The organism is Actinocrinis sp. (genome assembly GCF_035650855.1).
In the GTDB taxonomy this organism is placed as follows: Bacteria; Actinomycetota; Actinomycetes; order Streptomycetales; family Catenulisporaceae; genus Actinocrinis.
Map to the genome: position 1 here is coordinate 1 of NZ_DASRGV010000030.1, position 21,174 is coordinate 21,174.

Sequence of the window (21,174 nt, forward strand, 5' to 3'; positions counted from 1 at the left end):
ACGACGTACTCGAGGCTGTCGCCCGTTCACTGAACGCGGTCAGCATGCAGCGACCGCTCGACGAGATCGCGGCGCGGGGTCGCGGGCTGCGCAAGCGGCGCAGGGCGGTCACCGGCAGCGCGGTGGCCGGAGTACTCGGGGTGGGCCTCGCGGTGGTGTTGTCGCTGCCCAGCGCGGACGGCAGCGGACAGACGCCCAGCGCGGGCGGCAGCGGACAGACGCTCAGCGCAGACGGGCGCACGGTGAACGTGGACATGGCCGGATGGTCGGTGCACACCACGGCGAGCTCGGCGGTCAGCGTGACGCTGCATCAGGTCTTCAGCGATCCGGCCGGCCTGCAGCGCGTGCTGGAGCAGGCGGGCGTGCCCGCGGTGGTGCGCAGCATCGCGCCGAACACCTGGAGCACCAAGTGCCCGAGCGGGCCGGCCACCTTCGAGCTCGTGCGGCAGGTCTTCACCGTGCACGCCCCGAACAAGGACACCGGCGATCAGGTCGTGAACATCGACCGCTCAGCGATGCCCGCCGGCTCGGTGCTGAACATCGTCGTCTACCAGGCCAACCCACAGCCGGCCGCGAAACAGAACCTGCAGACGCTCGTGGTCACGCTCGTCAACGGCGACCCGGGCATGTGCGTCCTGCCGCCGCCGATGATGCTGCATCCGCAGGTGTCGCCGGTCAGCGTGCGAAAGTGAGCTGCGAGACGCCGAGGTAGCCGGACGCGAATCCAGCCTCGCAGTAGGCGAGGTAGAACCGCCAGGTGCGATGGAAGACCTCGTCGAAACCCAGCGCGCTGACCGCCGGCCAGTGCGCCTCGAACCGGTCCCGCCAGGTGCGCAGGGTGCGTGCGTAGTCCTCGCCGAAGTCGAGCCGGCGCACCAGGCGCAACCGGGTGCGGGCGCGCAAGGACTGCTCGATCGCCGTGACCGAGGGAATCAGGCCGCCCGGGAAGATGTACTTGTGGATCCACGTGTACGTCTTGCGGGTGGCCAGCATCCGCTGGTGGGCCATGGTGATCGACTGCACCGCGGCGCGCCCGCCCGGGGCGAGCAACCGGTCGATCGTCTCGAAGTACTCCGGCCAGTAGCGCTCGCCGACGGCCTCGATCATCTCCACCGAAACGATCGCGTCGTAGCCCGAGGCGCCCTGCGGCGGACCCACCTCGCGGTAGTCGGCCAGCCGCACCTCGATCCGGTCGCTCAGACCCGCCGCCGCGATCCGCTCCTCCGCCAGCGCCTTCTGCTCCTTGGAGAGCGTCAGGGTCGTGACGTAGGCGCCGCGCTCGCCGGCCGCGCGCATCGCCAGCGCGCCCCAGCCGGAACCGATCTCCAGCACCTTCGAGCCCTCACGCACGCCGGCCGCGTCGAGAATCGTGTCGATCTTGCGCAGCTGGGCCTGGTGCAGCGCGCTGGCCTCGTCGTCCGGCTCGTAGTCGACCGCTGCCTGCACGCCGCCGTAGAGCGCGCTGGAGTAGGTCATGGACTCGTCGAGGAATAGTTCGAACAGATCATTGGACAAGTCGTAGTGCCGCTCGATGTTGCGGCGCGCGTTGACCGGCGTGCCGTCCTCCTCGGACGGGAAATGCGCGACGTACACGCCGCGCAGCTTCTGCAGCGGACGCGGAACCAGGTCGGCGACTCTGCGGGCGAACGCGCCGAGCACGGCCGCGAGGTCGTCGGCGTCCCAGGCTCCGGTCTGGTACGACTCGCCGAAGCCGATGAGGCCGTGCGCGCCGATCCTGGCGAAGAACTCGCGCGGCCGGTTCAGGGTCATGACCGCGGAGCGCTCGTCGCCGCCCCCGCCGAGCCGCCGGCCGCCGGGGCCCACGACACGCACGGGCAGGCGTGCCACGGCCTGGGCGAAGATCTTGCGTGCCAGCCTGGCCTTCACGCCGATGGGCGGCACCTGGGCGAGGTCAGGCCAGCGCTGCGGGTCGACCGCGAACGCAGGCCCGGATTCCACAACAGTCACATGACCATTCTGCGGCGCGAAGCGGTCAGTTGCAGCAAAATGCGCCCGAACATCCGGGTGTTGTTTAGCTGCCGAACACGACGCGGCCGGCGCGTGCGTTGGTTAACGCACGCGCCGACCGCGTAAACGTAGCTGCCAGATGCTCAGCCGCGATGCGTGAGCTCAAACTCCTGCGGTTTCGACCTGCTCGTCGCGCGCCTTGCCGTTCACACTCTCGATCGCGGCGGGCACGGCCTGCTTCGGCAGCGCCGCCGGGACGGCGACCACCGCGAACTCCTCGCGCGGGTTCTCGAAGGAGGTCAGCGAGACGGCCTCGCGGCGGAAGAACCCGGCGAGCACCCAGTCCATGCACACCCGCACCTTGCGGTTGAAAGTGGGCACCCGGCTGACGTGGTACGCGCGGTGCATGAGCCAGGCGGGCCAGCCGCGCAGCTTCATGCCGTACACGTTCGCGACGCCCTTGCCGATGCCGAGGCCGGCTACCGAACCGACGTGCTTGTGTACGTAGTCCTGGACGGCCTTACCGCGCAGCGCCGAGACGATGTTGTCCGCCAGGCGCTTGGCCTGACGCACCGCGTGCTGCGCGGACGGGGAGCACCAGTTGCCCGGGCCCTTGGACAGGTCGGGCACCTGGGCGCAGTCGCCGGCGGCCCAGACGTGGTCGTAACCGACGACGCGCAGGCTCGCCTGCGTGTCCACGTGACCCTTGGGGCCGAGCGGGATGCCCAGCTGCTCGACGACCGGGTTCGGCTTGACGCCCGCGGTCCACACGATCGTGGAGGCGTCCATCTCGGTGCCGTCGGAGAGCACCACGTGGTTGTCCACGCAGGAGTTGAGGAAGGTCTTCATCTTGACCTGGATGCCGCGCTTGCGCAGTTCCTCGGCGGTCCACACGCCCAGCTCGGGGCCGACCTCGGGCAGGATCCGGTCCGCGGCCTCGACCAGCAGCCAGCGCATGTCCTCGGGCTCGACGTTCGCGTACCACTTGGACACGTCGCGGGCCATGTCCTCCATCTCGGCGATCGCCTCGACGCCGGCGAAGCCGCCGCCGACGAAGACGAAGGTCAGGGCCTTGCGCCGGAGCGCCGGGTCCTTGATGGAGTCGGCCAGGTCGATCTGCCCGATCACGTGGTTGCGCAGGCTGACGGCCTCTTCGACCTGCTTGAAGCCGATGCCGTGCTCGGCCAGGCCGGGGATCGGCAGGGTGCGCGGCACCGAGCCGACCGCGACGACCAGGTCGTCGAAGGACAGCTCGTAGGCCTCGCCGGTGTTCGGGGCGATGGTGGCGGACTTGCGGGTGTGGTCGACCGAGATCACGCGGCCGGTGATGACCTCGGCGTTCGGGCCCTTGAGAACCCGGCGCAGCGGCGCGACCAGGTTGCGCGGGGCGATCGAGCCCGCGGCCGCTTCCGGCAGGAAGGGCTGGTAGGTCATGTAGGGGCGGGGGTCGACCACGGTCACGGTCGCCTCGCCGCGCTTGAGGTGCTTAAGGATTCGCTGGGCCGTAAACATCCCCACGTATCCCCCGCCGATGACCAGGATTCGCGGCGGGATGTTGGAGGCTGTGGCGGCAGGAGTCAGCGCATTAGTCATGGTGGGCTCGCTCACGGTTCCTTCGACGCGTCCTACTTGGCTCGTCCATCGCTCGCCATCGAGCGGAGGGTGGCATTAGCTGCGATCCTCGACGCATTGCCACGGCGATGGGGCTTCGGTCGCGGACGTGAGAAGCGTGTCTCCAGCTCCCCACGCGAAAATCTGTACCTCTTTACGTTTCGATTATATGACGTGCGGCACAGTGCTCGACACCGGGGGGCGTTTGCGCGATGTACCTGGCCGAACGTCAACAAACACACAGTGTCAAGCAGGTGTCGGGTGCGCAAGTCGGGCGCCGATCGGGGCCCGGTCGAAAGCGGCGAGTCAATACGCCTTGTGATCGCCCGGTCACGATTCCGGTTAATGACGAACTCTGTTTTGTCGGAGCCGCCCGCTAGGGTCGCGGCATGGGAACGATGCTTACCGCCGACGAGGCTCGCCGCGCCGCGTTGCGCGCACAGGGCCTGCTCGGCGCGATCGACCGGCGCGCTGGAGTACCCGGCGTGCTGCGGCTGCTCGGCGCGGTACAGCTGGACACGATTTCGGTGCTGGCGCGCTCGCAGGAGCTGGTTCCCTTCGCCAGGCTCGGGCCGATCGGGCGCGAGGCGATCCACACCGCGTACTGGTCGCACGAGCGCGGGGAGGCGCGCACCTTCGAGTACTGGTCGCACGCGGCCTGCGTGCTACCGGTCGAGGAGTGGCCGATGATGGCGCTGCGCCGCAGGCACTACCGGGAGCGGGGCAGCGTATGGGGAAATGAGGTGATTTCCGAGGCCACCCTGGCGGAGATCACCGGGCGGCTGGCCGCGGAGGGGCCGTTGACCACGACCGAGCTCGGCGGCGCCCGCAAGACTCCGGGCTGGTGGGACTGGTCGGAGGTGAAGGTCGCGGTGGAGCGGTTGCTGGCCACCGGTGAGGTGGTGTGCGTCGAGCGGCGCGGCTGGCGGCGCGTCTACGACCTTCCGGAGCGGGCCATACCGCCGCACCTGCTGCACGACGACCTCGACGACCACGCCTGCGTGGTGCGCATGATCGCGCTGGCAGGGCGGGCCATGGGGGTGGCGACGCAGATCGACCTGCTCGACTACTACCGCCTCAAGCCGCAGCAGGACTTCGTGGCGCTGGCCGAGGAGGCGGGCCTGGTGCCGGTCGAAGTGGAGGGCTGGGGGCGGGACGCCTGGGCCGACCCGGCGGCATTGGCCGCGCTGGAGTCCGGGGCGGCCGGGCGGCACCGCACCACGCTGCTCTCGCCGTTCGACTCGTTGATCTGGGAGCGGCGGCGCACGGAGCGGATCTTCGGCTTTTCGCACCGGTTGGAGGCCTACGTGCCGAAGCCGAAGCGGGTGCACGGCTACTACGCGATGCCGCTGCTGCACGGCGGCAAGCTGATCGGGCGGGCGGACCCGGCGCGCGAAGGCGGAACGCTGATCGGGCGTCAGGTCTCGCTGGCCTCCGCGAAGGCCGCCGTGCCGATGGCGAAGGCGCTGCACGAGGCGGCGCAGTGGGTCGGTTGCGATGCGGTGCGCGCCGAGGTGGTCACGCCCGCTGAGCTGGCCCCGGTCCTGCACGCGGCGATCGCGGCCGAGGGGTGACGCCAGGGCGCTGCCGACCATCTCGCGAGGATCTGACGCCGCTTGCGCCGCGGCTGGCACCTGATACCCCGTCAGTCACCTGTACTTGCCGGAAGACCTACGCTTCCGTAACTTACGGAAGCGTAGGGGTCTTAACCGGCCCGCGAATACGTTGTGCCTGAAAGGGATCAGATACGCCGATGACTGCGTTCACCACGGCTCGTGTCACCAGCCCCGCAACTGTCTCCGCCGGTGTCGCCGAGGAAGGCGGGAGCGCCGGCACGATCAGCGGGCTGCGCCAGTCCACCAAGGAACGGGTGGCCATCGCCCTGTTCATCGGCATCCCGTTCCTGGCCGTGCTCGCCGCGATCCCGTTCGCCTGGGGCTGGGGCCTGGGCTGGCACGACGTGGTCATCGCGGCCGTCATGTACGCGATCTCCGGTCACGGCGTGACCGTCGGCTTCCACCGGTACTTCACGCACAGCTCGTTCAAGGCCGTCAAGGCGCTGCGGGTGGTGCTCGCGGTTGCCGGCTCACTGGCCGTCGAGGGCCCGGTGATCCGCTGGGTGGCCGACCACCGCCGGCACCACCGGTTCTCCGACAAGGACGGCGACCCGCACTCGCCGTGGCGCTACGGCTCCACGATCCCGGCCCTGATGAAGGGCCTGGCGTTCGCGCACATCGGGTGGATGTTCGACGTCGAGCAGACCGACCAGAAGCAGTACGCCCCCGACCTGCTCAAGGATCGGGCGATCGTGAAGGTGTCCCGGGCGTTCCCGTGGCTCGTGGTCGCCTCGGTGCTCGCTCCCCCGCTGGCCGGCGGCCTGTGGTCGTGGTCGTGGCAGGGCGCGGTGACCGCGCTCTTCTGGGGCACCCTCGTGCGCATCGGCCTGCTGCACCACGTGACCTGGTCGATCAACTCGATCTGCCACGCGGTCGGCGAGCGGCCGTTCAAGTCCCGGGACAAGTCCGGCAACGTCTGGTGGCTGGCCGTGCTCTCGATGGGCGAGTCCTGGCACAACCTGCACCACGCCGACCCGACCGCGGCCCGGCACGGCGTGCTGCGCGGGCAGGTGGACTCCAGCGCCCGGATCATCTGGCTGTTCGAGAAGTTCGGCTGGGCGCGCGATGTCCGCTGGCCGAGCGCGGCCCGGGTGGCGGCGCGCCGTACGGCATGATGACCGTGTGACGAGTCAAGGCCACGCTGCGCACCAGGCACCGGGGGCACAACAGGGGCAGGGTGCGCACCGGGTCCGGATGAGCGGCAAGGAGCGGCGCGAGCAGCTGCTGGAGATCGGGCGGGCGCTGTTCGCCGAGCGCGGCTTCGACGCCACCAGCGTGGAGGAGATCGCGGCGAAGGCCGGTGTCTCCAAGCCGGTGGTCTACGAGCACTTCGGTGGCAAGGAGGGGCTCTACGCGGTCGTGGTCGACCGCGAGATGCGCACCCTGCTGGACATGGTGACCTCCGCGCTGACCGCCGGGCATCCGCGCGAGCTGCTCGAGCAGGCGGCCTTCGCGCTGCTGAACTACGTGGAGTCGCACAGCGACGGGTTCCGCATCCTGGTGCGCGACTCGCCGGTGGCCGCCTCGACCGGCAACTTCGCCTCGCTGATCAGCGACATCGCCACGCGCGTCGAGCACATCCTGGGCGTGGAGTTCTCCAACCGCGGCTATGACCCGGCCTTCGGCGCGATGTACTCGCAAATGTTGGTCGGCATGGTGGCGCTCACCGGGCAGTGGTGGCTGGACGAGCGCCACCCGACCAAGGACGAGGTGGTCGCGCATTTGGTGAACCTGTCCTGGAACGGGCTCTCCGGACTGGAACACCATCCGCGCCTGCTGACGCGACGGCGGGGCTGACCGCAAGCACGCTGCGGCTAGCGCCGCGGCCGCGAACGGCGCGTTACGCCGGGACGTGCGCGATGGCGAACAGCCTGCGGTATGGGAGCACCTGCACGGTACGACCGCCGAGCATTTCGGGCGGGTAGGCGGTACGCAGAGCGTCCGCGTACGCCTCGGTGAATGCGTGAGCGGCGTCTGTACCCGGTCCACCGAGTTCGGTAAGCACAGGACGCAGCGCCGTGGAGGAGACGAAGTCGAGCACGCCGTTCACGCCCGGCAGCACGTAGTAGTACGTGGTCTCCCACACCTCGGCTTCCGCGCCGGCCTCAGTCAGGGCACGCAGGTACTCAGCAGGCTCGTGAGAGGTAGGGCGGAACTGCTCACCGGTGATCTGGTTTGCCCAGCGGCTGTCGCGCTGAAGGTCTGCGAGCAGCGTGTGCGAGGGCGCGCCGAAGTTGCCGGGCACGCCCATGGCGAACCAGCCGCCGGGAGCGACGCGGCCGAGAAGCGAGGGCAGCAGGCCGAGGTGGCCGGGGACCCACTGGAGCGTGGCGTTCGTGATCAGGACGTCGACCGGCTCAGCGGGCTGCCACTCGCGTACGTCTCCGCGTTCGAAGCTGAGGCGCCCGGAGGCGGTGAGCTCTTCCTCGGCGCCGGCCGTCGCCGCCTCGATCATCTCCGCGGAGCTGTCGACGCCGACGACAGCCGCTTGCGGCCAGCGCCGGCACAGCAGCGCGGTGACGTTGCCCGGTCCACAGCCGAGGTCGGCGACGCGGCGCGGCTGCTCGGCGGGCACGCGGCCGAGCAGGTCCTGGAAGGGCCTGCCGCGCTGGTCGGCGTAGCGCAGGTAGCGTGCGGGATCCCAGGCGGTCGACTGGCTGCGGGTCGGCATGACGCCCCTCCGATTATCTCGACATCAAGATACTCCGGAATCCTGGCAGCGCATATATCTCGATGTCAAGATGCTTGGCGTCAAGTGTCTTGATAGACTGATCGCGAACCGGCGGGCAGCGGGGGCCAGTGGGCAGAGGGTGGAGGCACAGCATGACGGAAGCGGCGCGGGACGAGGTCGATCGACTGGTCGCTGCCTGGCGCCGGGAGCGCCCCGACCTGGACGTCCAGCCGCTTGAAGTGCTCAGCCGGATCACCAGGCTGGCCCGGCACCTGGACCGGGCGCGGCGTACCGCGTTCGCGGAGCACGGGCTCGAGCCGTGGGAGTTCGACGTACTCTCCGCGCTGCGCCGGGCCGGCGCTCCCTACCAGCTCTCCCCCGGCCAGTTGCTCACCCAGACCCTCGTCACCTCCGGCACCATGACGAACCGCATCGACCGGCTCGCGGCGCGGGAGCTGGTCGTGCGCGGCCCCGACCCCGCGGACCGGCGCGGCGTGCTCGTGCGGCTGACCGCGGCGGGGCGGGAGATGGCGGACTCGGCGCTGGCCGGGCTGCTCAAGAACGAGCGGGAACTGCTCGCCGCCTTGCCGGGCGACCGACTCGACGAGCTCGCCGACCTCCTGCGGACGCTGACGCTGCCGTTCGACGCCGCTCAGGGCGACTAGCCTCTGGCTGCTTATCATTCAAGGTTCGAAAGTTTCGATAGTTTCTCGACGCTGAGGCTCTCACCTGTACCTGCGCCGTGCTCGCAACTCGGCGCGATGTCGAAGCGTTTCGACCGTTGACACGGAAATCTGGCACGCATACTTTTGCCTAGCCCTTACGTCCGCCACTCCGAAACTTTCGGATCGGGCGAAGCGGCTCTTTGGCCTTAAGAGGAGGCAATCGCAATGAGACGACGGAGTTTCCTCGCGATGGGTGCGGCCGGGGCGCTCGCGGTGCCCGGTCTTGCCACCCCCGCCGCCAGCGCCGCCACCACCGGGTCCGCCCGGCCCGGCGGCGATTCGGACGGCTCATCCCAGAACGAAGGATCACAGTCACTGCGTGACCTGGCCGCGCGGATAGGCCTGCGCTTCGGCACCGCGGTCATCCCGTTCGACCTCGACACCCCGGACTACGCGGCCGTGCTGGCCGAGCAGTTCTCCGTGGTCACCCCGGGCAACGAGATGAAGTGGCAGGTGGTCGAACCGCAGCAGGGGGTCTACGACTGGTCGGGCGCGGACCGGCTGGTCAAGTTCGCCGAACAACACGGCCAACTGGTGCGCGGCCACACGCTGCTGTGGCACAACCAGCTGCCCGACTGGCTGACCGCCGGCGTGGCGAACGGCACGATCAGCAAGACCGAGCTGGCCTCGCTGCTCAAGCAGCACATCTTCACCGAGGTGACCCGCTACCGCGGCCGGATCTGGCAGTGGGACGTGGCCAACGAGTTCTTCACCGACTCGAACCCGTCCAAGCTGGACCCGACCAACTGGTGGATCGTCAACCTCGGGCCGGACATCATCCCGCAGGCCTTCCGCTGGGCCCACGAGGCCGACCCGCACGCGCTGCTGTTCTACAACGACTACAACATCGCGGGCGAGGACGGGACGAACGCCAAGAGCGACGCGGCGTACGCCTGGCTCAAGCAGATGCTGGCGCAGGGCGTGCCTATCCACGGCGTCGGCGACCAGGGCCACCTGGACACGCAGTACGGCTTCCCGACGAAGATGGCCGACAACCTCAAGCGCTTCGCCGGCCTGGGGCTGAAGGTGGCCATCACCGAGGCCGACGTGCGCACCTTCGTCGACGGCCCGGACACGCAGGTGCCGACCGACCACCTGGCCACCTTCGCGCACCCGTATGAGTACTCGCAGATGCTCAAGGCCGCGCTCTCCGTCCCCGAGTGCATCTCGTTCACCGTCTGGGGCTTCGGCGACAAGGACTCCTGGGTCCCCGGCTTCTTCAAGGGCGAGGGCTTCGCCAACATCTACGACGTCAACCTCCAGCCGAAGCCGGCCTACTTCGACCTGCAGCAGGACCTCAAGCTGGCGGCATACGGCGCGCCGCGGCGCGTCCCGACGCGCATGAACCACTAGCGCTGCCGGCACCGCTAGCGCTACCTGCACCGCCTGCACGATGCGATAGCCGTACAGCCGTTATAGCGATCGCGGCCGCGTAACACTCCGGGTCCCGGTTCGCAGAAGTATGTCGGTGTACTTCCGCGGATCGGGACCCGGGCCGTTCTTCCTTACCTGGCGCCGCCTTGGGCAGCGCCGTCTTGTTAACGCAGCAACGCGGCGGCCAGCAACGCACGCAGCAGCGGCACAGCCGGAGCAGGCTGCTTGGAGATCGAATCCAACAGCACCGCGACCATCCACTGCGAGCGGTCGGGCGCGGGCGAGCCGATGGTCACCGCCCCGGTGTATCCGGCGGCCGCGAGCTTGGCCGCGCCCGGCGGCGGCTCCGGCGCGTAGCCGTAACCGTTGCCCGGCTCGCTGTCGAAGGCGCCGTCGGTCAGCTCTAGGAATTCGCCTCCGCTGAGCAGCAGATCCTCAATGCCCATGAAGTGCTCCGGGCCGACCGGCTGCGCTGCGGAGACGAGGCTCTCGTCTCCCAATCCCGGCTCGGCCGGAGTGCGGTATACCGAGTAGCGCACGACGGAGAGTGGTTCGACGGGCCCTGGCTTGCTGTAGACGTACCAGGACGCTGCGTCTAGCCCGCGCGCTACGACGTCTGCGACTACTTCGACGCGGTCGACGATCGGTACCGCAGAGGCGGTACGACGCGCCTCTTCGTCCAACGCAGAGAACGCCTCGGTAAGCAGCGACTCGATCGCAATACCGGTGCGGCCCCGGTACACGCGCCGGTCCGGTACCGGAGCACCCGGCGTAGGCGGGACGGCACGTGGGGACGGCAGGGCGAAGACCGCAGCGTCCGGCGGCTGTCCGCGTCCTGCGACCACTGGGTGCAGGGAGCGGGAACGCTTCGCGCGGTACTGAGCCGCGTCCGCCAGACGGAACAGACGGTCGCGCGTGATGACGTCGCCGATTCGGTCACCGGTGGACGCCACGCCGCACGCAACGCCTTCACCGCCGCGTACGGTCAGCGCCAGGGTGCATAGCTCTTCCGCGACGCGTACCGCATCGTCGGCGCCGTAGCCTTCGATCAGCACGCAGAACTCGTCACCGCCGAGCCGCGCCGCGAGCGAGCCGGGCAGCAGCGCCGCCGCCGCGGACATGACGCCGGCGAGCTGCACGAGCAGGGCGTCGCCGTGGTCGTGGCCGTGTCCGTCGTTCATCCGCTTGAGGCCGTTGACGTCGCACACGATGAGGGAGACCACGGTGCCGTCGCTGGCGTGCCGGTCGATCGCCGCGTCCAGCCGCGCGTCGAACGAGCGCCGGTTGGCCAGGCCGGTGAGCTGGTCGGTGTAGGCGAGACGCTCGATCTGGCGTACGTGATCCGCCTTGGCCAGGCCGGCGGCGATCTGCGCGGTCAGCGCCGCGGCGAAGTCGACGTCCTCGCGGTCGTAGATCGGCTGGTCGACGGTGCGGGCGGCGAACAGCTCGCCCCACGCGCGGCCGTTGTAAACGATGGGGGCGATCAGCGCGCAGTGCCGGCCGCGGCGGCGCAGCATCGAGACGCGCTTGGGGTCGCCGTACTCGTCGTCGGCGACCTGGATCCACGGGCCGAGGTCGTCCTCGCTCAGCAGGATCTCGGGGAAGTCGGAGACCGGGTAGGACTCGTCCTTCGGGAATGCGGACTCGCCGGTGGCGAGCTTGCCGTGGTTGGCCAGCACCCGCAGCCGGCCGGTCTGCCGTTCCCACATGGAGATGGAGGCGACCGCCGCGCGCAGATCGCGCTGGGCTTCGCGGGCGGCGATGCGGATGACGTCCTCGACCGAGTGCGCCGCGGCCATCGACTTCGCGAAACCGGTCAGCGCGCGCAACCGCGCGGCGGCATGGGCTTCCGAACCCGGCCGCGGCCTGGTGACGTCGTGCGCTCCGGTGACCTGACTCACCTACTCGCAATAGAGAGGGGATGGGGTTGGCGGGGTGGCCGATCGGGACGGAAATGTCCTGGTCGGTCCCGGTAGGCGTCTATTGAGCCGCCGGCCGCATCCGGAGGCGTACGGACTGCAACGATACCGCTCTAAGGTGATTTGGAGCGACCAAGGAACCCGGCCCGGACCGCCGCACGCGATCGGGCCGTTCCCTGATTCGCCCCGCGACGAGCGCCGCGAATCACCGGCGCGCCGAGCGCTTGCTTCGCGCCGCCGAGCGCGGGCCGTCTCGGACTTAGACGCGTGCAGGGGGCGCGCCGGTGCGGCGGATGCGTCAGTTCTGGTTCTGCCGGGCCTGGGGCGCCGGGTCGCCGGAGATGAGCGTGGCCATCTCCCGCTGGGTCTCCTCCACGTGCGGGATGTCGTCGAGCTCGACCTGGCCGTGCTCGCCGGCCGACTCGACCACGAGCGTGCCGCAGCCGAGCATCCGGTCCAGCAGCGAGTCGTGCCGGAAGGAGACGTCGTTGATCTTCTCCAGCGGGATGTCCCGGCCGACCCGGTGGATCCAGCCGAGGCGGATGATCAGCCGGCGGTTGGTGATCACGTAGTTGCTGTTCAGCCAGATGACCCAGGGGCGCAGGGCGAACCAGACGAGAATGCCGAGCGCGACGACGCCGATGGCGATCCAGCTGGCTTGGGCCCCCGTGCCGTGCTTGGGCGCTATGGCCACGAGGAAGCCGCCGATGCCGAAGGTGAGGATGAGCGTGATCACCGGCAGCACGAGAGCCTTCCAGTGCGGACGCAGCTGCAGGTCGATCCGCTCTCCCTCGGCGAGCAGCCGCTGTGGGTACCCCATGACCGTCCTTGTCCCCTCTTAGTGTGCGGCCGTTCGGACCGGCGCCGATTCCACCGCGCTTGTGTATGGGCGAATCCTGGCATGCGATCGGGACGGTGCGCTATTACTGCGCTTATCGCAAGTGCACAACATCTCCGGCGCCAATTGGCGTCGAAGCGCCACTCGCGTCGCGGACGAGGAGCCTGCCGTCCTGGTCGAGGTCGATCGCCTGGCCGGAAACCGCGCTGCCACCTGGCAATTCGGCACGCACCTCGCGACCAAGCGTCGCGCAACCGGCCCGGTAGGCGGCTGTCAGACCACAGCGTTCGGCGTCTCCCCCGGATTCGGCCCAGTCGGTGTACCAGGACCCGAAGCTACGCAGCAACGCACGCAGGATCGTGTCGCGGTCGGTGACCTTAGCGCCTGCGAGCAGAAGCGAGGTCGCGTGCGGTGCGGGCAGTTCGTCAGCGCGCAGCGTGATGTTGATACCGATGCCGATGACCACGCACGGCTGCGCTGCGGTACCACCCTGTTCGGCGAGGATGCCGCCGAGCTTTCGCCCGACGCCGTAACCGGAATCCGTGACGCTGCTGTCTGATTCGGCGCTGCCTGATTCGGTGGCGCCTGATCTGGCGCTGCCTGATTCCGTGGCGCCTGATGAGCTGTCAGCCGGCTCGGCGAGGATGAGGTCGTTGGGCCACTTGAGCCACACGTCGAGTTCCGCAACCCGGGAGATCGCCGAGCGCGCGGCGACGCCGGCGAGCAGAGGCAGCCAGCCCCAGTGCGCCGGGGACACCTCGGGCCGCAGCAGGATGGACAAGAACAGGCCGGAGCGCGGCGGGGCGATCCAGGACCGGCCGAGGCGCCCCTTGCCAGCGGTCTGCGACTCCGCGATGACGACCGAGCCGTGCGGAGCGCCGTCCGCTGCGGCGGCGAGCAGCGCGGTGTTGGTGGAATCGACCTCCGGAAGCAGGCGCAGCGCCGCGATGCTGTGCCCGCCGAACGCGATGCCGGGCACCATCAGGGCGCGTTGCAGGCTGTGCTCGTTCAACGGCGGGCGATTGAGATCGCTGTAGACGGAGGCCATGGTCGCAGCCTAGAGCGCGGCATATACATTGTCGCTTCGAGCGTGCCGGAACGTGTCCGGTGCGTGCGCGAAGCGCTCATATAGATTGTCTCCAGCCCCCGGAGCGACCTGCTCGACCGGGAGGTACCGACCGTTCAGGGAGTGACGAGCGACGATGGCCGAAGAGATCGACATCCACACGACCGCAGGCAAGCTCGCCCTACTGCGTACGCATCTCGATGAGGCGGTACACGCCGGTTCCGAGCGTGCCGTAGAGAAGCAGCACGCCAAGGGCAAGCTGACCGCACGTGAGCGCATCGAGCTGCTGCTCGACGAGGGTTCGTTTCAGGAGCTGGACGAGCTGGCCCGGCACCGGTCGACCAACTTCGGCATCGAGAAGAACCGGCCGTACACCGACGGCGTGGTCACCGGCTACGGCACCGTGGACGGCCGCACGGTGTGCGTGTTCTCGCAGGACTTCACGATCTACGGCGGTTCGCTCGGCGAGGTGAACGGCGAGAAGATCGCCAAGCTGATGGACCTGGCGATGAAGATCGGCTGCCCGCTGGTCGGCTTCAACGACGGCGGCGGCGCGCGCATCCAGGAGGGCGTGGTCTCCCTCGGCGCCTTCGGCGAGATCTTCCGGCGCAACGTGCACGCCTCGGGCGTCATCCCGCAGATCTCGCTGATCGTGGGCCCCGCGGCGGGTGGCGCGGTCTACTCCCCCGCGCTGACCGACTTCGTCGTCATGGTCGACAAGACCTCGAACATGTACATCACCGGGCCGGACGTGATCAAGACGGTGACCGGCGAGGACGTCGGCCACGAGGAGCTCGGCGGGGCGCACGCGCACAACACCAAGTCCGGTGTAGCGCATTACCAGGCCGCGGACGAGAAGGACGCGATCGAGTACGTCAAGGGTCTGCTCTCCTTCCTGCCGCAGAACAACCTGGAGGACCCGCCGGTCTTCGAGCTGGACGGCGACCTGGCCGAGAGCGAGCTCGACCTGGAGCTGAACACGCTGGTCCCGGACTCGGCGAACCAGCCTTACGACATGCACCGGGTCATCGAGCACGTACTCGACGGAGGCGACTTCCTCGAGGTGCAGCCGCTGTTCGCGCAGAACATCGTGGTGGGCTTCGGACGGGTGGAGGGGCACTCGGTCGGCGTCGTGGCCAATCAGCCGATCATGAAGGCCGGATGCCTCGACATCGACGCCTCGGAGAAGGCGGCCCGGTTCATCCGCACCTGTGACGCGTTCAACATCCCGATCCTGACCTTCGTCGACGTGCCCGGCTTCGTGCCCGGTACCGACCAGGAGTGGGACGGCATCATCCGGCGCGGGGCGAAGCTGCTGTACGCGTACGCAGAGGCCACTGTGCCCATGATCACGGTCATCACGCGTAAGGCATACGGCGGCGCGTACGACGCGATGGGTTCCAAGCACCTTGGTGCGGACATCAACGTGGCGTGGCCTACGGCGCAAATCGCGGTGATGGGTGCATCCGGTGCGGTAGACGTGCTGTACAAGCGTGACCTCGCGGCGGCGGAGGATCGGGCGGCGATGCGCACCGGTCTGATTGCGGACTACGAGGACACGCTGATGAACCCGTACATCGCGGCGGAGCGTGGTTACGTGGACTCGGTCATCGAGCCCTCGCAGACTCGCGCGTTCGTGACACGGACGCTGCGTACGCTGCGGACCAAGCGCGCGCAACTGCCGCCCAAGAAGCACGGAAACATCCCGCTGTGACGACGATCGGGGCCATGGTGACGAACGCGACTTCGGAAGCCGACGACGCGGAGAGCACGCAGGACGCGGCGGTGCTCAGGGTCGTGCGCGGCCAGCCGAGCCCGGAAGAGCTCGCGGCGCTGGTCGCGGTGATCGCGGGCCAGGCGGCCGGGGCGCCCGGCGAACCGGCCGCGCCGCCGAAGGTCTCCGGCTGGACGGACCGCTCGCGGAACATGCGCTGGCCCGGCAGGCCGTCCCCCGGCGGCTGGCGGGCCTCCGCACTCCCGCGTTGATTGCGCTGGCGCACATCCGACCATTTGACTATCCGGCGACCGGAAAGCAGCGATCTTGAGACTCGTACTGGCCTCGCAGTCGCCCGCTCGACTGACCCTGTTGCGCAACGCGGGCTTCTCGCCGGAGGCGATCGTCAGCGGCGTGGACGAGGACGCCTTCGACGCCACGAGCCCGGTCGAGTTGGCGCTGGTCCTGGCGCGTGCCAAGGCGCGCGCCGTGGCCAGGCGGGTGGAGCCGGGCGCGCTGGTGATCGGCTGTGACTCGGTGCTCGACCTGGACGGCAACGCACTCGGGAAGCCGACCGACCCGGAGGACGCCATCCGGCGGTGGAAGACGATGCGGGGTCGGGAGGGCATTCTCGTCACCGGACACTGCCTGATCGACACCCGGCCCACGGATGCTGACGCTGTCTCGGAAGCGGAGACCGCGTCTGACCGGGCTGCTTTGTCTACCGAAGATGCCAGTGCGGCCGAAGGCGACGACACCGGCCACGCCGGGGCCGGCGGCAGTGACGGCACCAGTACCGGTAGCGGTACTGGCGACCGAGGCGGCGACTGGCGCGAGATCACCCGCGCGGGCGCGACCCTGGTGCAGTTCGCCGACGTCTCGGACGCCGAGATCGAGGCTTATGTCGCCACCGGAGAGCCACTGAACGTGGCCGGTGCGTTCACGCTGGACGGGATCGGCGGATCGTTCGTCGAGTCGATCGGCGGCGATCCGTCGAACGTGATCGGTCTTTCGCTGCCGCTGCTGCGGCTGATGCTCGCCGAGTTCGGCGTCTCGGTCGCCGATCTGTGGCCAGATCCCCTGAAGGGTTGATCGCTTCACCCTGTTAGCCGAAAGGGGCGATTACCTGCTGACTCCGCCTCACATAGGGTCGGTGCGTGAGTGTCCCGGAGGACGAGCCGTGGCGCACCCTGTCCTTGTCACGCAGGGACGCCTTGCGTGCCGCGTGGACGGCCTGTGCGGTCGCGGCGGCGACGGAAGGTTGCTCGTCGGCGGGCGGAGGGGGCCACGCAGGCAGCACCAGGCAACCGGGACCTTCCGCAACCTCCACGGCGTCAGGCACGGGTCCCCCGGTCGCCGTCTCCGCATCCGGGAGTGCGGTACCGCGCGCCGCTGTCGCTAACGGCGTCGCCCTTACGTTTCATGGCGACGGCACTCCGTCACTCGCTACCGCACTGCTCTCCGAGGCAGAGCGGGCCGGCGCGCGTGTCACGGTCCTAGCTGTCGGTCGGTGGCTCGGCACGTATCCACAGATGGCACGCCGAGTGCTCGACGGCGGCCACGAACTCGGCAATCACACCGAGCATCACATCGACATCGACGCGCTCAGCGCGGACGCGGCCTACGCAGAGATCGAGGACTGCGCAACGCGGCTGCAGAAGTTGACCGGCTCGCGCGGCCGCTGGTTCCGCCCGTCGCAAGCGCAGCACGCGACGGCTACAGTCCGCGCGGCAGCGGTGCGCGCCGGTTATCAGACGGTGCTCTCGTACGACCTCGACTCGCTCGACTACACCGACCCCGGCGCGGACGCAGTCGTCCACAACGTGCTATCGGCGGTGCACGCCGGCGACGTGGTCTCCATGCATCTGGGCCACGCCGGGACCGTCACCGCGCTACCGGCGATCCTGGACGGCCTGCGCACGCGCGGCTTGCAGGCCGTCACGGCTTCCGAGCTCTTCCCGCAGCCCCTCTCGATCTCGGAGGTAGCACACCGGTGAACGGTCTCAGCCGACGTCAGGCTTGGTTCGGCAGCGCGGCCGTCGTGGCGACAGGTGCGGTGGTCGGCGGCTGCGCGCTGTTCGGCTCGGGGACGAACGGCTCGGCTGCCAGCTCGCACACGACACAGGGCGCGGCGGCCGTCGGCACACCGCACAGGACCGGAAGCGGTACGTCACTGTCTCCGTCTCCGACGATCCAGCTGCGGTCAGGTCTCGCAGGCATGCCTGAATACAACCCTGAGGACCTTTACGCCGCCGATCGACCGAATCAGCTGTCCGACGCGGTGAAGGGCATGCCGTCGTACGTGTACGTGCCGAACAGCAATTCCGACACGGTCTCAGTCATCGACCCGGCGACGTACAAGGTCGTGCGGACGGTACCGGTAGGGCATCAGCCTCAGCACGTCGTACCGAGCTGGGACCTGCAAACGCTCTGGGTGAACAACGACCTCGGTAACTCGCTCACACCTATCAACCCGCGCACCGGTGCGTTCGGCAAACCGGTGCCGGTAAACGACCCGTACAACCTCTACTTCACCCCCGACGGCAAGTCGGCCATGGTGATGGCGGAGGCGAACCGGCAGATCGTGTTCCGTGACCCGCACACGATGGCGATCCAGGACATACTGCCGGTGCCGTGCGCGGGCGTGAACCACGCGGACTTCTCGCCGGATGGCACGTACTTCATCGCGTCGTGCGAGTTCTCCGGCCAACTGCTCAAGGTGGACACGGCAGCGCACAAGCTGCTCGGGGTCATCACGCTGAAGTCAGGCGCGATGCCGCAGGACGTGAAGATAGCTCCGGACGGCTCAGTCTGGTACGTCGCGGACATGGCGACGAATGGGCTGTGGACGCTCGACGGCGACAACTTCAAGGTGACCGGGTTCATCCACACCGGGCTCGGTGCGCATGGCTTGTACGTGAGCCGGGATTCCAAGTCGCTTTACGTGTCGAACCGTGGCGAGGGCTCTGTCTCGGTGCTCGACTTCGCGACGCGCTCGGTGAAGGCGCTGTGGCGCATCCCGGGTAAGGCGAGCCCGGATATGGGCGGCGTGTCAGCGGACGGCACGGTGCTGTGGCTGGCGGGGCGGTACAACGCGGAGGTGTACGCGATCTCGACGATCGACGGACATCTCATCGCGCGTATCCCGGTGGGCAGCGGACCGCATGGTCTGTGCGTGTATCCGCAGCCCGGCCGGTACTCGCTTGGGCACACCGGGATCTTCCGATAGCGGCCGGTCGGCGGGCGGTGAGTCAGCGAGCAGCGGCCGGTTCGTGATCGTCGCCCGGCACCGGTTCGGCTTCTGACTCGCTCGGCTCCTGTGAGGACTCCGACTCCGATTCCGGATCCGATTTCTCAGCCGACGCGGAGGCTTCGGCTTCGGCCGGTTCCTCGGGCTCGGCTGACTCTTCGGGTGCGGCGGGCTCCTGAGCCTCGACTTCAGCCTCGATCTCGGCATCGCGTCCCGGCTCCGTCTCGGCCTCGGGTTCGGTGGCTTCCGGCTCGCTCTCCGCCTCGACTGGTTCCGCGACCGCGAGCGGCTCAGCTTCCGGTTCGGCCTCCGCCGATTCCAACTCAGGTTCTTCGGTGAGCTCCGATTCCTCGACGACCTCAGGCTCGACCACGGCTTCCGATACGGTCTCAGCCACGGCTTCCGATGCAGGGACCGCCTCGGAGGCCTCAACCGCCTCGGCCTCGCTAGCTTCCGCGACCTCGCCAGCTTCGGCGACCTCGGCAGCCTCCACAACATCCACGGCTTCGCCCGGCTGCGGCTCCCAGGCCTCGGCCGACTGAGCCGGTTCAACCTGCTCGCCCGGCCCAGTCGCCTGCATCGCGAAGACCGGCGCCGCAGGCATCCCCTCGCGCTCTGCACGGATCGCCGCACGTCGGTAGTAGCGCGCGCGGTACCGCGCCTTGTGGCGGCGCCTACCGACGATGTACAGCGCGATCAACCCGAGTGAGACGACGAGCGTCAGCCCAATCGTCCCCGCCGCTACCGCCTTCGAGTCCGTCACGAGCGAGGTGGTCGTCCGGTCAGGCTGCGCGTTGATCTCACCCGAGCCCTGGTGCAGGGTCGTCGAGCCCGGCAGCGTGTAAGACCACAAGATCGTCGAGTACGTCCACGTCAGGGTCTCCGTCGAACCCGACCGGTCGTCCGCGACCAGACCCGCGTTGACGAGCGCGTACTCGGCGTTCGCGAAGCCCTGTCCCGGGCCGACCTCGATGTGCACGCACGGGAACCGGTAGCCGGAACTGGCCACCATCGACAGGTTCGTCGAGGTCGCGTCCACGGGCCGGGTCACCTTGAGCTGCCCGAGATTCGCCGAGTCGATCTGCGGCGGCAGCATCGCGGTCGGGCCGAGCGTGTCGATCGGCAGCGCGCCGGTGTGACCGGCGTCCTGTGACGTGCCGTTGATGCCCGGAAGGTCCAGGTCGCCGCGCGGGCCCGGGACCGGCTGGCCGTTCGCGAGACAGCTCGCGCTCGCGGTGTTCGCGGGTGCGCTGGAGGCCGCCGGCTGTGGCGAGAACGTGGAGACGTAGCTGAACTGGGGCTGGTCCGAGTGCTTCGGCGCGCTGGACTTCTTCACGCCCACCGGGACGATGGTCGTGCCGCCGGAGGTCGGGAACTGCGTGCTCGGCGGCGGCCCCGGGAAGCTGAAGCTCGGAAACGGACGCGACGGCCGGATGAGGAGGTTCGCCGAGCCGGACGCTGCCGAGGCCGTCGCCGGGAAGGCCAGCAGGGCGCAGGCGGCGACGGCGGCACCGCCCACCGCCAGCGCCGCCTTTGCGGGGGCGGTGCGGAACACGCGCGAGGGGGTCTTCGGGGGTATCGGCACGACTGGCGCCACTCCGGGTCGGGACTGAATCGGGACTGGGTCGGTGGGTCAGGCGGGTTCCGGCTCGTCGTCGAGTCGTCTACCGCGCCGCCACATCAGCACTGCGGCGAGGATTCCGGCAAGCAGGCCGCACAGGTGCCCTTGCCAGGAGATGTGCATCGCAGTGACCGTCGCGGACGGGTACAGCAGAACGAGCGTCCACTGGTAGTAGACGAACACGGCGACACCCACCGCGATCTGCCAGACCCCCTGCCACAGCGAGCGGGCGAAGAGGCCGCGCACCGCGACGTAGCCGAGCAGTCCGAAGATCAGACCGCTCGCTCCGACAGTATCGCTGTTCGACGGCGAGACCAGCCAGGTGCCGAGTCCGCCGACCACGATGATCATCGCGACGGCGTACACGAACCGTTTGATGCCGCCGAGCGCGGCTAGGAAGGTCAGCAGCGCCAGCGGCGGCGTGTTGCTCTCGATGTGATCGAGGCCGAGGTGCAGGAACGGCGCGGTGATGACGTGCGGCAGCGAGGGGATGCTGCGCGCGACGATGCCGTACTGAGCGTCAAGGCGGTATCCGTCTGCGGCGTTGAACGCCTGCACCACCCAGATCAGGGCGACGACGAAGACGGTGACCTCGGCCGCGACGCGCATTTCGGCCAGCATCGAGGCGCCCTGCGCCTTGAGCCGGTCCGTCCTGCTCGTCTCGAGCGAGCCGCCGGGTATGGACACTCGCCGCCACCCTCCCCTAACGCGTCGATCGCGTCGTCTGCTTCGGTCTTCTCTTTCCGCACCGGGACGTCATTCGGCTTCGCACCTTACGTCCCCTGTGAGAAGAACCATAGC

The 21,174-nt window shown here is 69.0% G+C and carries 19 protein-coding genes and 1 pseudogene; 11 read left to right on the plus strand and 9 right to left on the minus strand.

What is annotated here, in order from left to right; translation table 11 throughout:
* Window positions 1-692: pseudogene (locus tag VFB40_RS02535) on the plus strand (hypothetical protein); the annotation flags it as partial.
* Here the strand turns inward: VFB40_RS02535 and VFB40_RS02540 are convergent.
* Window positions 676-1,968, minus strand: coding sequence for a class I SAM-dependent methyltransferase (locus tag VFB40_RS02540; protein WP_324847618.1), 1,293 nt, complete (start codon window positions 1,966-1,968; stop codon window positions 676-678). The pseudogene VFB40_RS02535 and the gene VFB40_RS02540 sit on opposite strands and share 17 nt — an antisense overlap.
* Window positions 1,969-2,130: 162 nt before the next feature.
* Window positions 2,131-3,561, minus strand: a complete 1,431-nt coding sequence (locus tag VFB40_RS02545) for an NAD(P)/FAD-dependent oxidoreductase (RefSeq protein WP_349261312.1) — start codon at window positions 3,559-3,561, stop codon at window positions 2,131-2,133.
* Window positions 3,562-3,968: 407 nt separating this feature from the next.
* Between VFB40_RS02545 and VFB40_RS02550 the strand changes: the two genes are divergently transcribed.
* The 3 genes from VFB40_RS02550 (at window position 3,969) to VFB40_RS02560 (ending at window position 6,992) form a co-directional block, all read left to right on the plus strand.
* Window positions 3,969-5,153 (plus strand): winged helix-turn-helix domain-containing protein, encoded by a 1,185-nt coding sequence (locus tag VFB40_RS02550; protein ID WP_324847620.1) that lies wholly within the window; start codon window positions 3,969-3,971, stop codon window positions 5,151-5,153.
* A gap of 179 nt (window positions 5,154-5,332) precedes the next feature.
* Window positions 5,333-6,310 (plus strand): acyl-CoA desaturase, encoded by a 978-nt coding sequence (locus VFB40_RS02555; protein WP_324847621.1) that lies wholly within the window; start codon window positions 5,333-5,335, stop codon window positions 6,308-6,310.
* 7 nt (window positions 6,311-6,317) lie between these two features.
* On the plus strand, window positions 6,318-6,992 hold the full coding sequence (locus VFB40_RS02560) for a TetR family transcriptional regulator (protein WP_349261311.1): 675 nt from the start codon (window positions 6,318-6,320) through the stop codon (window positions 6,990-6,992).
* Window positions 6,993-7,035: 43 nt separating this feature from the next.
* Here VFB40_RS02560 and VFB40_RS02565 read toward each other — a convergent pair whose 3' ends face one another.
* Entirely contained in the window at window positions 7,036-7,866 is an 831-nt protein-coding gene (locus VFB40_RS02565) for a methyltransferase domain-containing protein (RefSeq protein WP_324847622.1), read from the minus strand.
* A gap of 152 nt (window positions 7,867-8,018) precedes the next feature.
* On the opposite strand from VFB40_RS02565, the gene VFB40_RS02570 reads away from it, so the two are divergent.
* On the plus strand, window positions 8,019-8,531 hold the full coding sequence (locus tag VFB40_RS02570) for a MarR family winged helix-turn-helix transcriptional regulator (RefSeq protein ID WP_324842388.1): 513 nt from the start codon (window positions 8,019-8,021) through the stop codon (window positions 8,529-8,531).
* 225 nt (window positions 8,532-8,756) lie between these two features.
* A complete protein-coding gene (locus VFB40_RS02575; protein WP_324847623.1) occupies window positions 8,757-9,944 on the plus strand; it encodes an endo-1,4-beta-xylanase in 1,188 nt (395 codons plus the stop codon).
* A gap of 185 nt (window positions 9,945-10,129) precedes the next feature.
* Here the strand turns inward: VFB40_RS02575 and VFB40_RS02580 are convergent, their stop codons facing one another.
* The 3 genes from VFB40_RS02580 to VFB40_RS02590 all read right to left on the minus strand — a co-directional run bounded on the left by VFB40_RS02580 (window position 10,130) and on the right by VFB40_RS02590 (window position 13,770).
* Window positions 10,130-11,866 (minus strand): GGDEF domain-containing protein, encoded by a 1,737-nt coding sequence (locus tag VFB40_RS02580; protein WP_324847624.1) that lies wholly within the window; start codon window positions 11,864-11,866, stop codon window positions 10,130-10,132.
* A gap of 316 nt (window positions 11,867-12,182) precedes the next feature.
* The gene (locus VFB40_RS02585; RefSeq protein ID WP_324847625.1) at window positions 12,183-12,704 is read right to left on the minus strand and encodes a PH domain-containing protein; all 522 of its coding nucleotides are present in this window, start codon (window positions 12,702-12,704) and stop codon (window positions 12,183-12,185) included.
* A gap of 112 nt (window positions 12,705-12,816) precedes the next feature.
* Window positions 12,817-13,770: a biotin--[acetyl-CoA-carboxylase] ligase gene (locus VFB40_RS02590; protein ID WP_324847626.1), complete on the minus strand. Its 954-nt coding sequence runs from the start codon at window positions 13,768-13,770 to the stop codon at window positions 12,817-12,819.
* A gap of 154 nt (window positions 13,771-13,924) precedes the next feature.
* Here VFB40_RS02590 and VFB40_RS02595 point away from each other — a divergent pair, with 154 nt between their 5' ends.
* From VFB40_RS02595 to VFB40_RS02610, 4 genes are all read left to right on the plus strand, one after another.
* Window positions 13,925-15,502: an acyl-CoA carboxylase subunit beta gene (locus VFB40_RS02595; RefSeq protein WP_324847627.1), complete on the plus strand. Its 1,578-nt coding sequence runs from the start codon at window positions 13,925-13,927 to the stop codon at window positions 15,500-15,502.
* On the plus strand, window positions 15,499-15,774 hold the full coding sequence (locus tag VFB40_RS02600) for an acyl-CoA carboxylase subunit epsilon (RefSeq protein ID WP_324847628.1): 276 nt from the start codon (window positions 15,499-15,501) through the stop codon (window positions 15,772-15,774). Before VFB40_RS02595 ends, VFB40_RS02600 begins: the two co-directional genes overlap by 4 nt.
* A gap of 55 nt (window positions 15,775-15,829) precedes the next feature.
* Window positions 15,830-16,594: a Maf family protein gene (locus VFB40_RS02605; protein WP_324847629.1), complete on the plus strand. Its 765-nt coding sequence runs from the start codon at window positions 15,830-15,832 to the stop codon at window positions 16,592-16,594.
* A 65-nt stretch (window positions 16,595-16,659) separates the two neighbouring features.
* Complete coding sequence (locus VFB40_RS02610) at window positions 16,660-17,499, plus strand: polysaccharide deacetylase family protein (RefSeq protein WP_324847630.1); 840 nt, start codon at window positions 16,660-16,662, stop codon at window positions 17,497-17,499.
* A gap of 16 nt (window positions 17,500-17,515) precedes the next feature.
* Here the strand turns inward: VFB40_RS02610 and VFB40_RS02615 are convergent, their stop codons facing one another.
* Window positions 17,516-17,722, minus strand: a complete 207-nt coding sequence (locus VFB40_RS02615) for a hypothetical protein (RefSeq protein WP_324847631.1) — start codon at window positions 17,720-17,722, stop codon at window positions 17,516-17,518.
* On the opposite strand from VFB40_RS02615, the gene VFB40_RS02620 reads away from it, so the two are divergent.
* A complete protein-coding gene (locus tag VFB40_RS02620) occupies window positions 17,721-18,731 on the plus strand; it encodes a YncE family protein (RefSeq protein WP_324847632.1) in 1,011 nt (336 codons plus the stop codon). The two genes, VFB40_RS02615 and VFB40_RS02620, sit on opposite strands and share 2 nt — an antisense overlap.
* A 22-nt stretch (window positions 18,732-18,753) precedes the next feature.
* Here VFB40_RS02620 and VFB40_RS02625 read toward each other — a convergent pair whose 3' ends face one another.
* Window positions 18,754-20,337, minus strand: coding sequence for an Hcp family type VI secretion system effector (locus tag VFB40_RS02625; RefSeq protein WP_324847633.1), 1,584 nt, complete (start codon window positions 20,335-20,337; stop codon window positions 18,754-18,756).
* Window positions 20,338-20,385: 48 nt separating this feature from the next.
* The gene (locus VFB40_RS02630; protein WP_324847634.1) at window positions 20,386-21,060 is read right to left on the minus strand and encodes a rhomboid family intramembrane serine protease; all 675 of its coding nucleotides are present in this window, start codon (window positions 21,058-21,060) and stop codon (window positions 20,386-20,388) included.
* Window positions 21,061-21,174: the final 114 nt, after the last annotated feature.

What these genes read in the sequence shown, in the direction of transcription:
- VFB40_RS02545 (WP_349261312.1), bottom strand. Translation starts at nt 3,561, where the DNA reads ATGACTAATGCGCTGACTCCTGCCGCCACAGCCTCCAACATCCCGCCG.
- VFB40_RS02550 (WP_324847620.1), top strand. Translation starts at nt 3,969, where the DNA reads ATGGGAACGATGCTTACCGCCGACGAGGCTCGCCGCGCCGCGTTGCGC.
- VFB40_RS02555 (WP_324847621.1), top strand. Translation starts at nt 5,333, where the DNA reads ATGACTGCGTTCACCACGGCTCGTGTCACCAGCCCCGCAACTGTCTCC.
- VFB40_RS02565 (WP_324847622.1), bottom strand. Translation starts at nt 7,866, where the DNA reads ATGCCGACCCGCAGCCAGTCGACCGCCTGGGATCCCGCACGCTACCTG.
- VFB40_RS02570 (WP_324842388.1), top strand. Translation starts at nt 8,019, where the DNA reads ATGACGGAAGCGGCGCGGGACGAGGTCGATCGACTGGTCGCTGCCTGG.
- VFB40_RS02575 (WP_324847623.1), top strand. Translation starts at nt 8,757, where the DNA reads ATGAGACGACGGAGTTTCCTCGCGATGGGTGCGGCCGGGGCGCTCGCG.
- VFB40_RS02585 (WP_324847625.1), bottom strand. Translation starts at nt 12,704, where the DNA reads ATGGGGTACCCACAGCGGCTGCTCGCCGAGGGAGAGCGGATCGACCTG.
- VFB40_RS02590 (WP_324847626.1), bottom strand. Translation starts at nt 13,770, where the DNA reads ATGGCCTCCGTCTACAGCGATCTCAATCGCCCGCCGTTGAACGAGCAC.
- VFB40_RS02595 (WP_324847627.1), top strand. Translation starts at nt 13,925, where the DNA reads ATGGCCGAAGAGATCGACATCCACACGACCGCAGGCAAGCTCGCCCTA.
- VFB40_RS02620 (WP_324847632.1), top strand. Translation starts at nt 17,721, where the DNA reads ATGCCTGAATACAACCCTGAGGACCTTTACGCCGCCGATCGACCGAAT.
- VFB40_RS02615 (WP_324847631.1), bottom strand. Translation starts at nt 17,722, where the DNA reads ATGCCTGCGAGACCTGACCGCAGCTGGATCGTCGGAGACGGAGACAGT.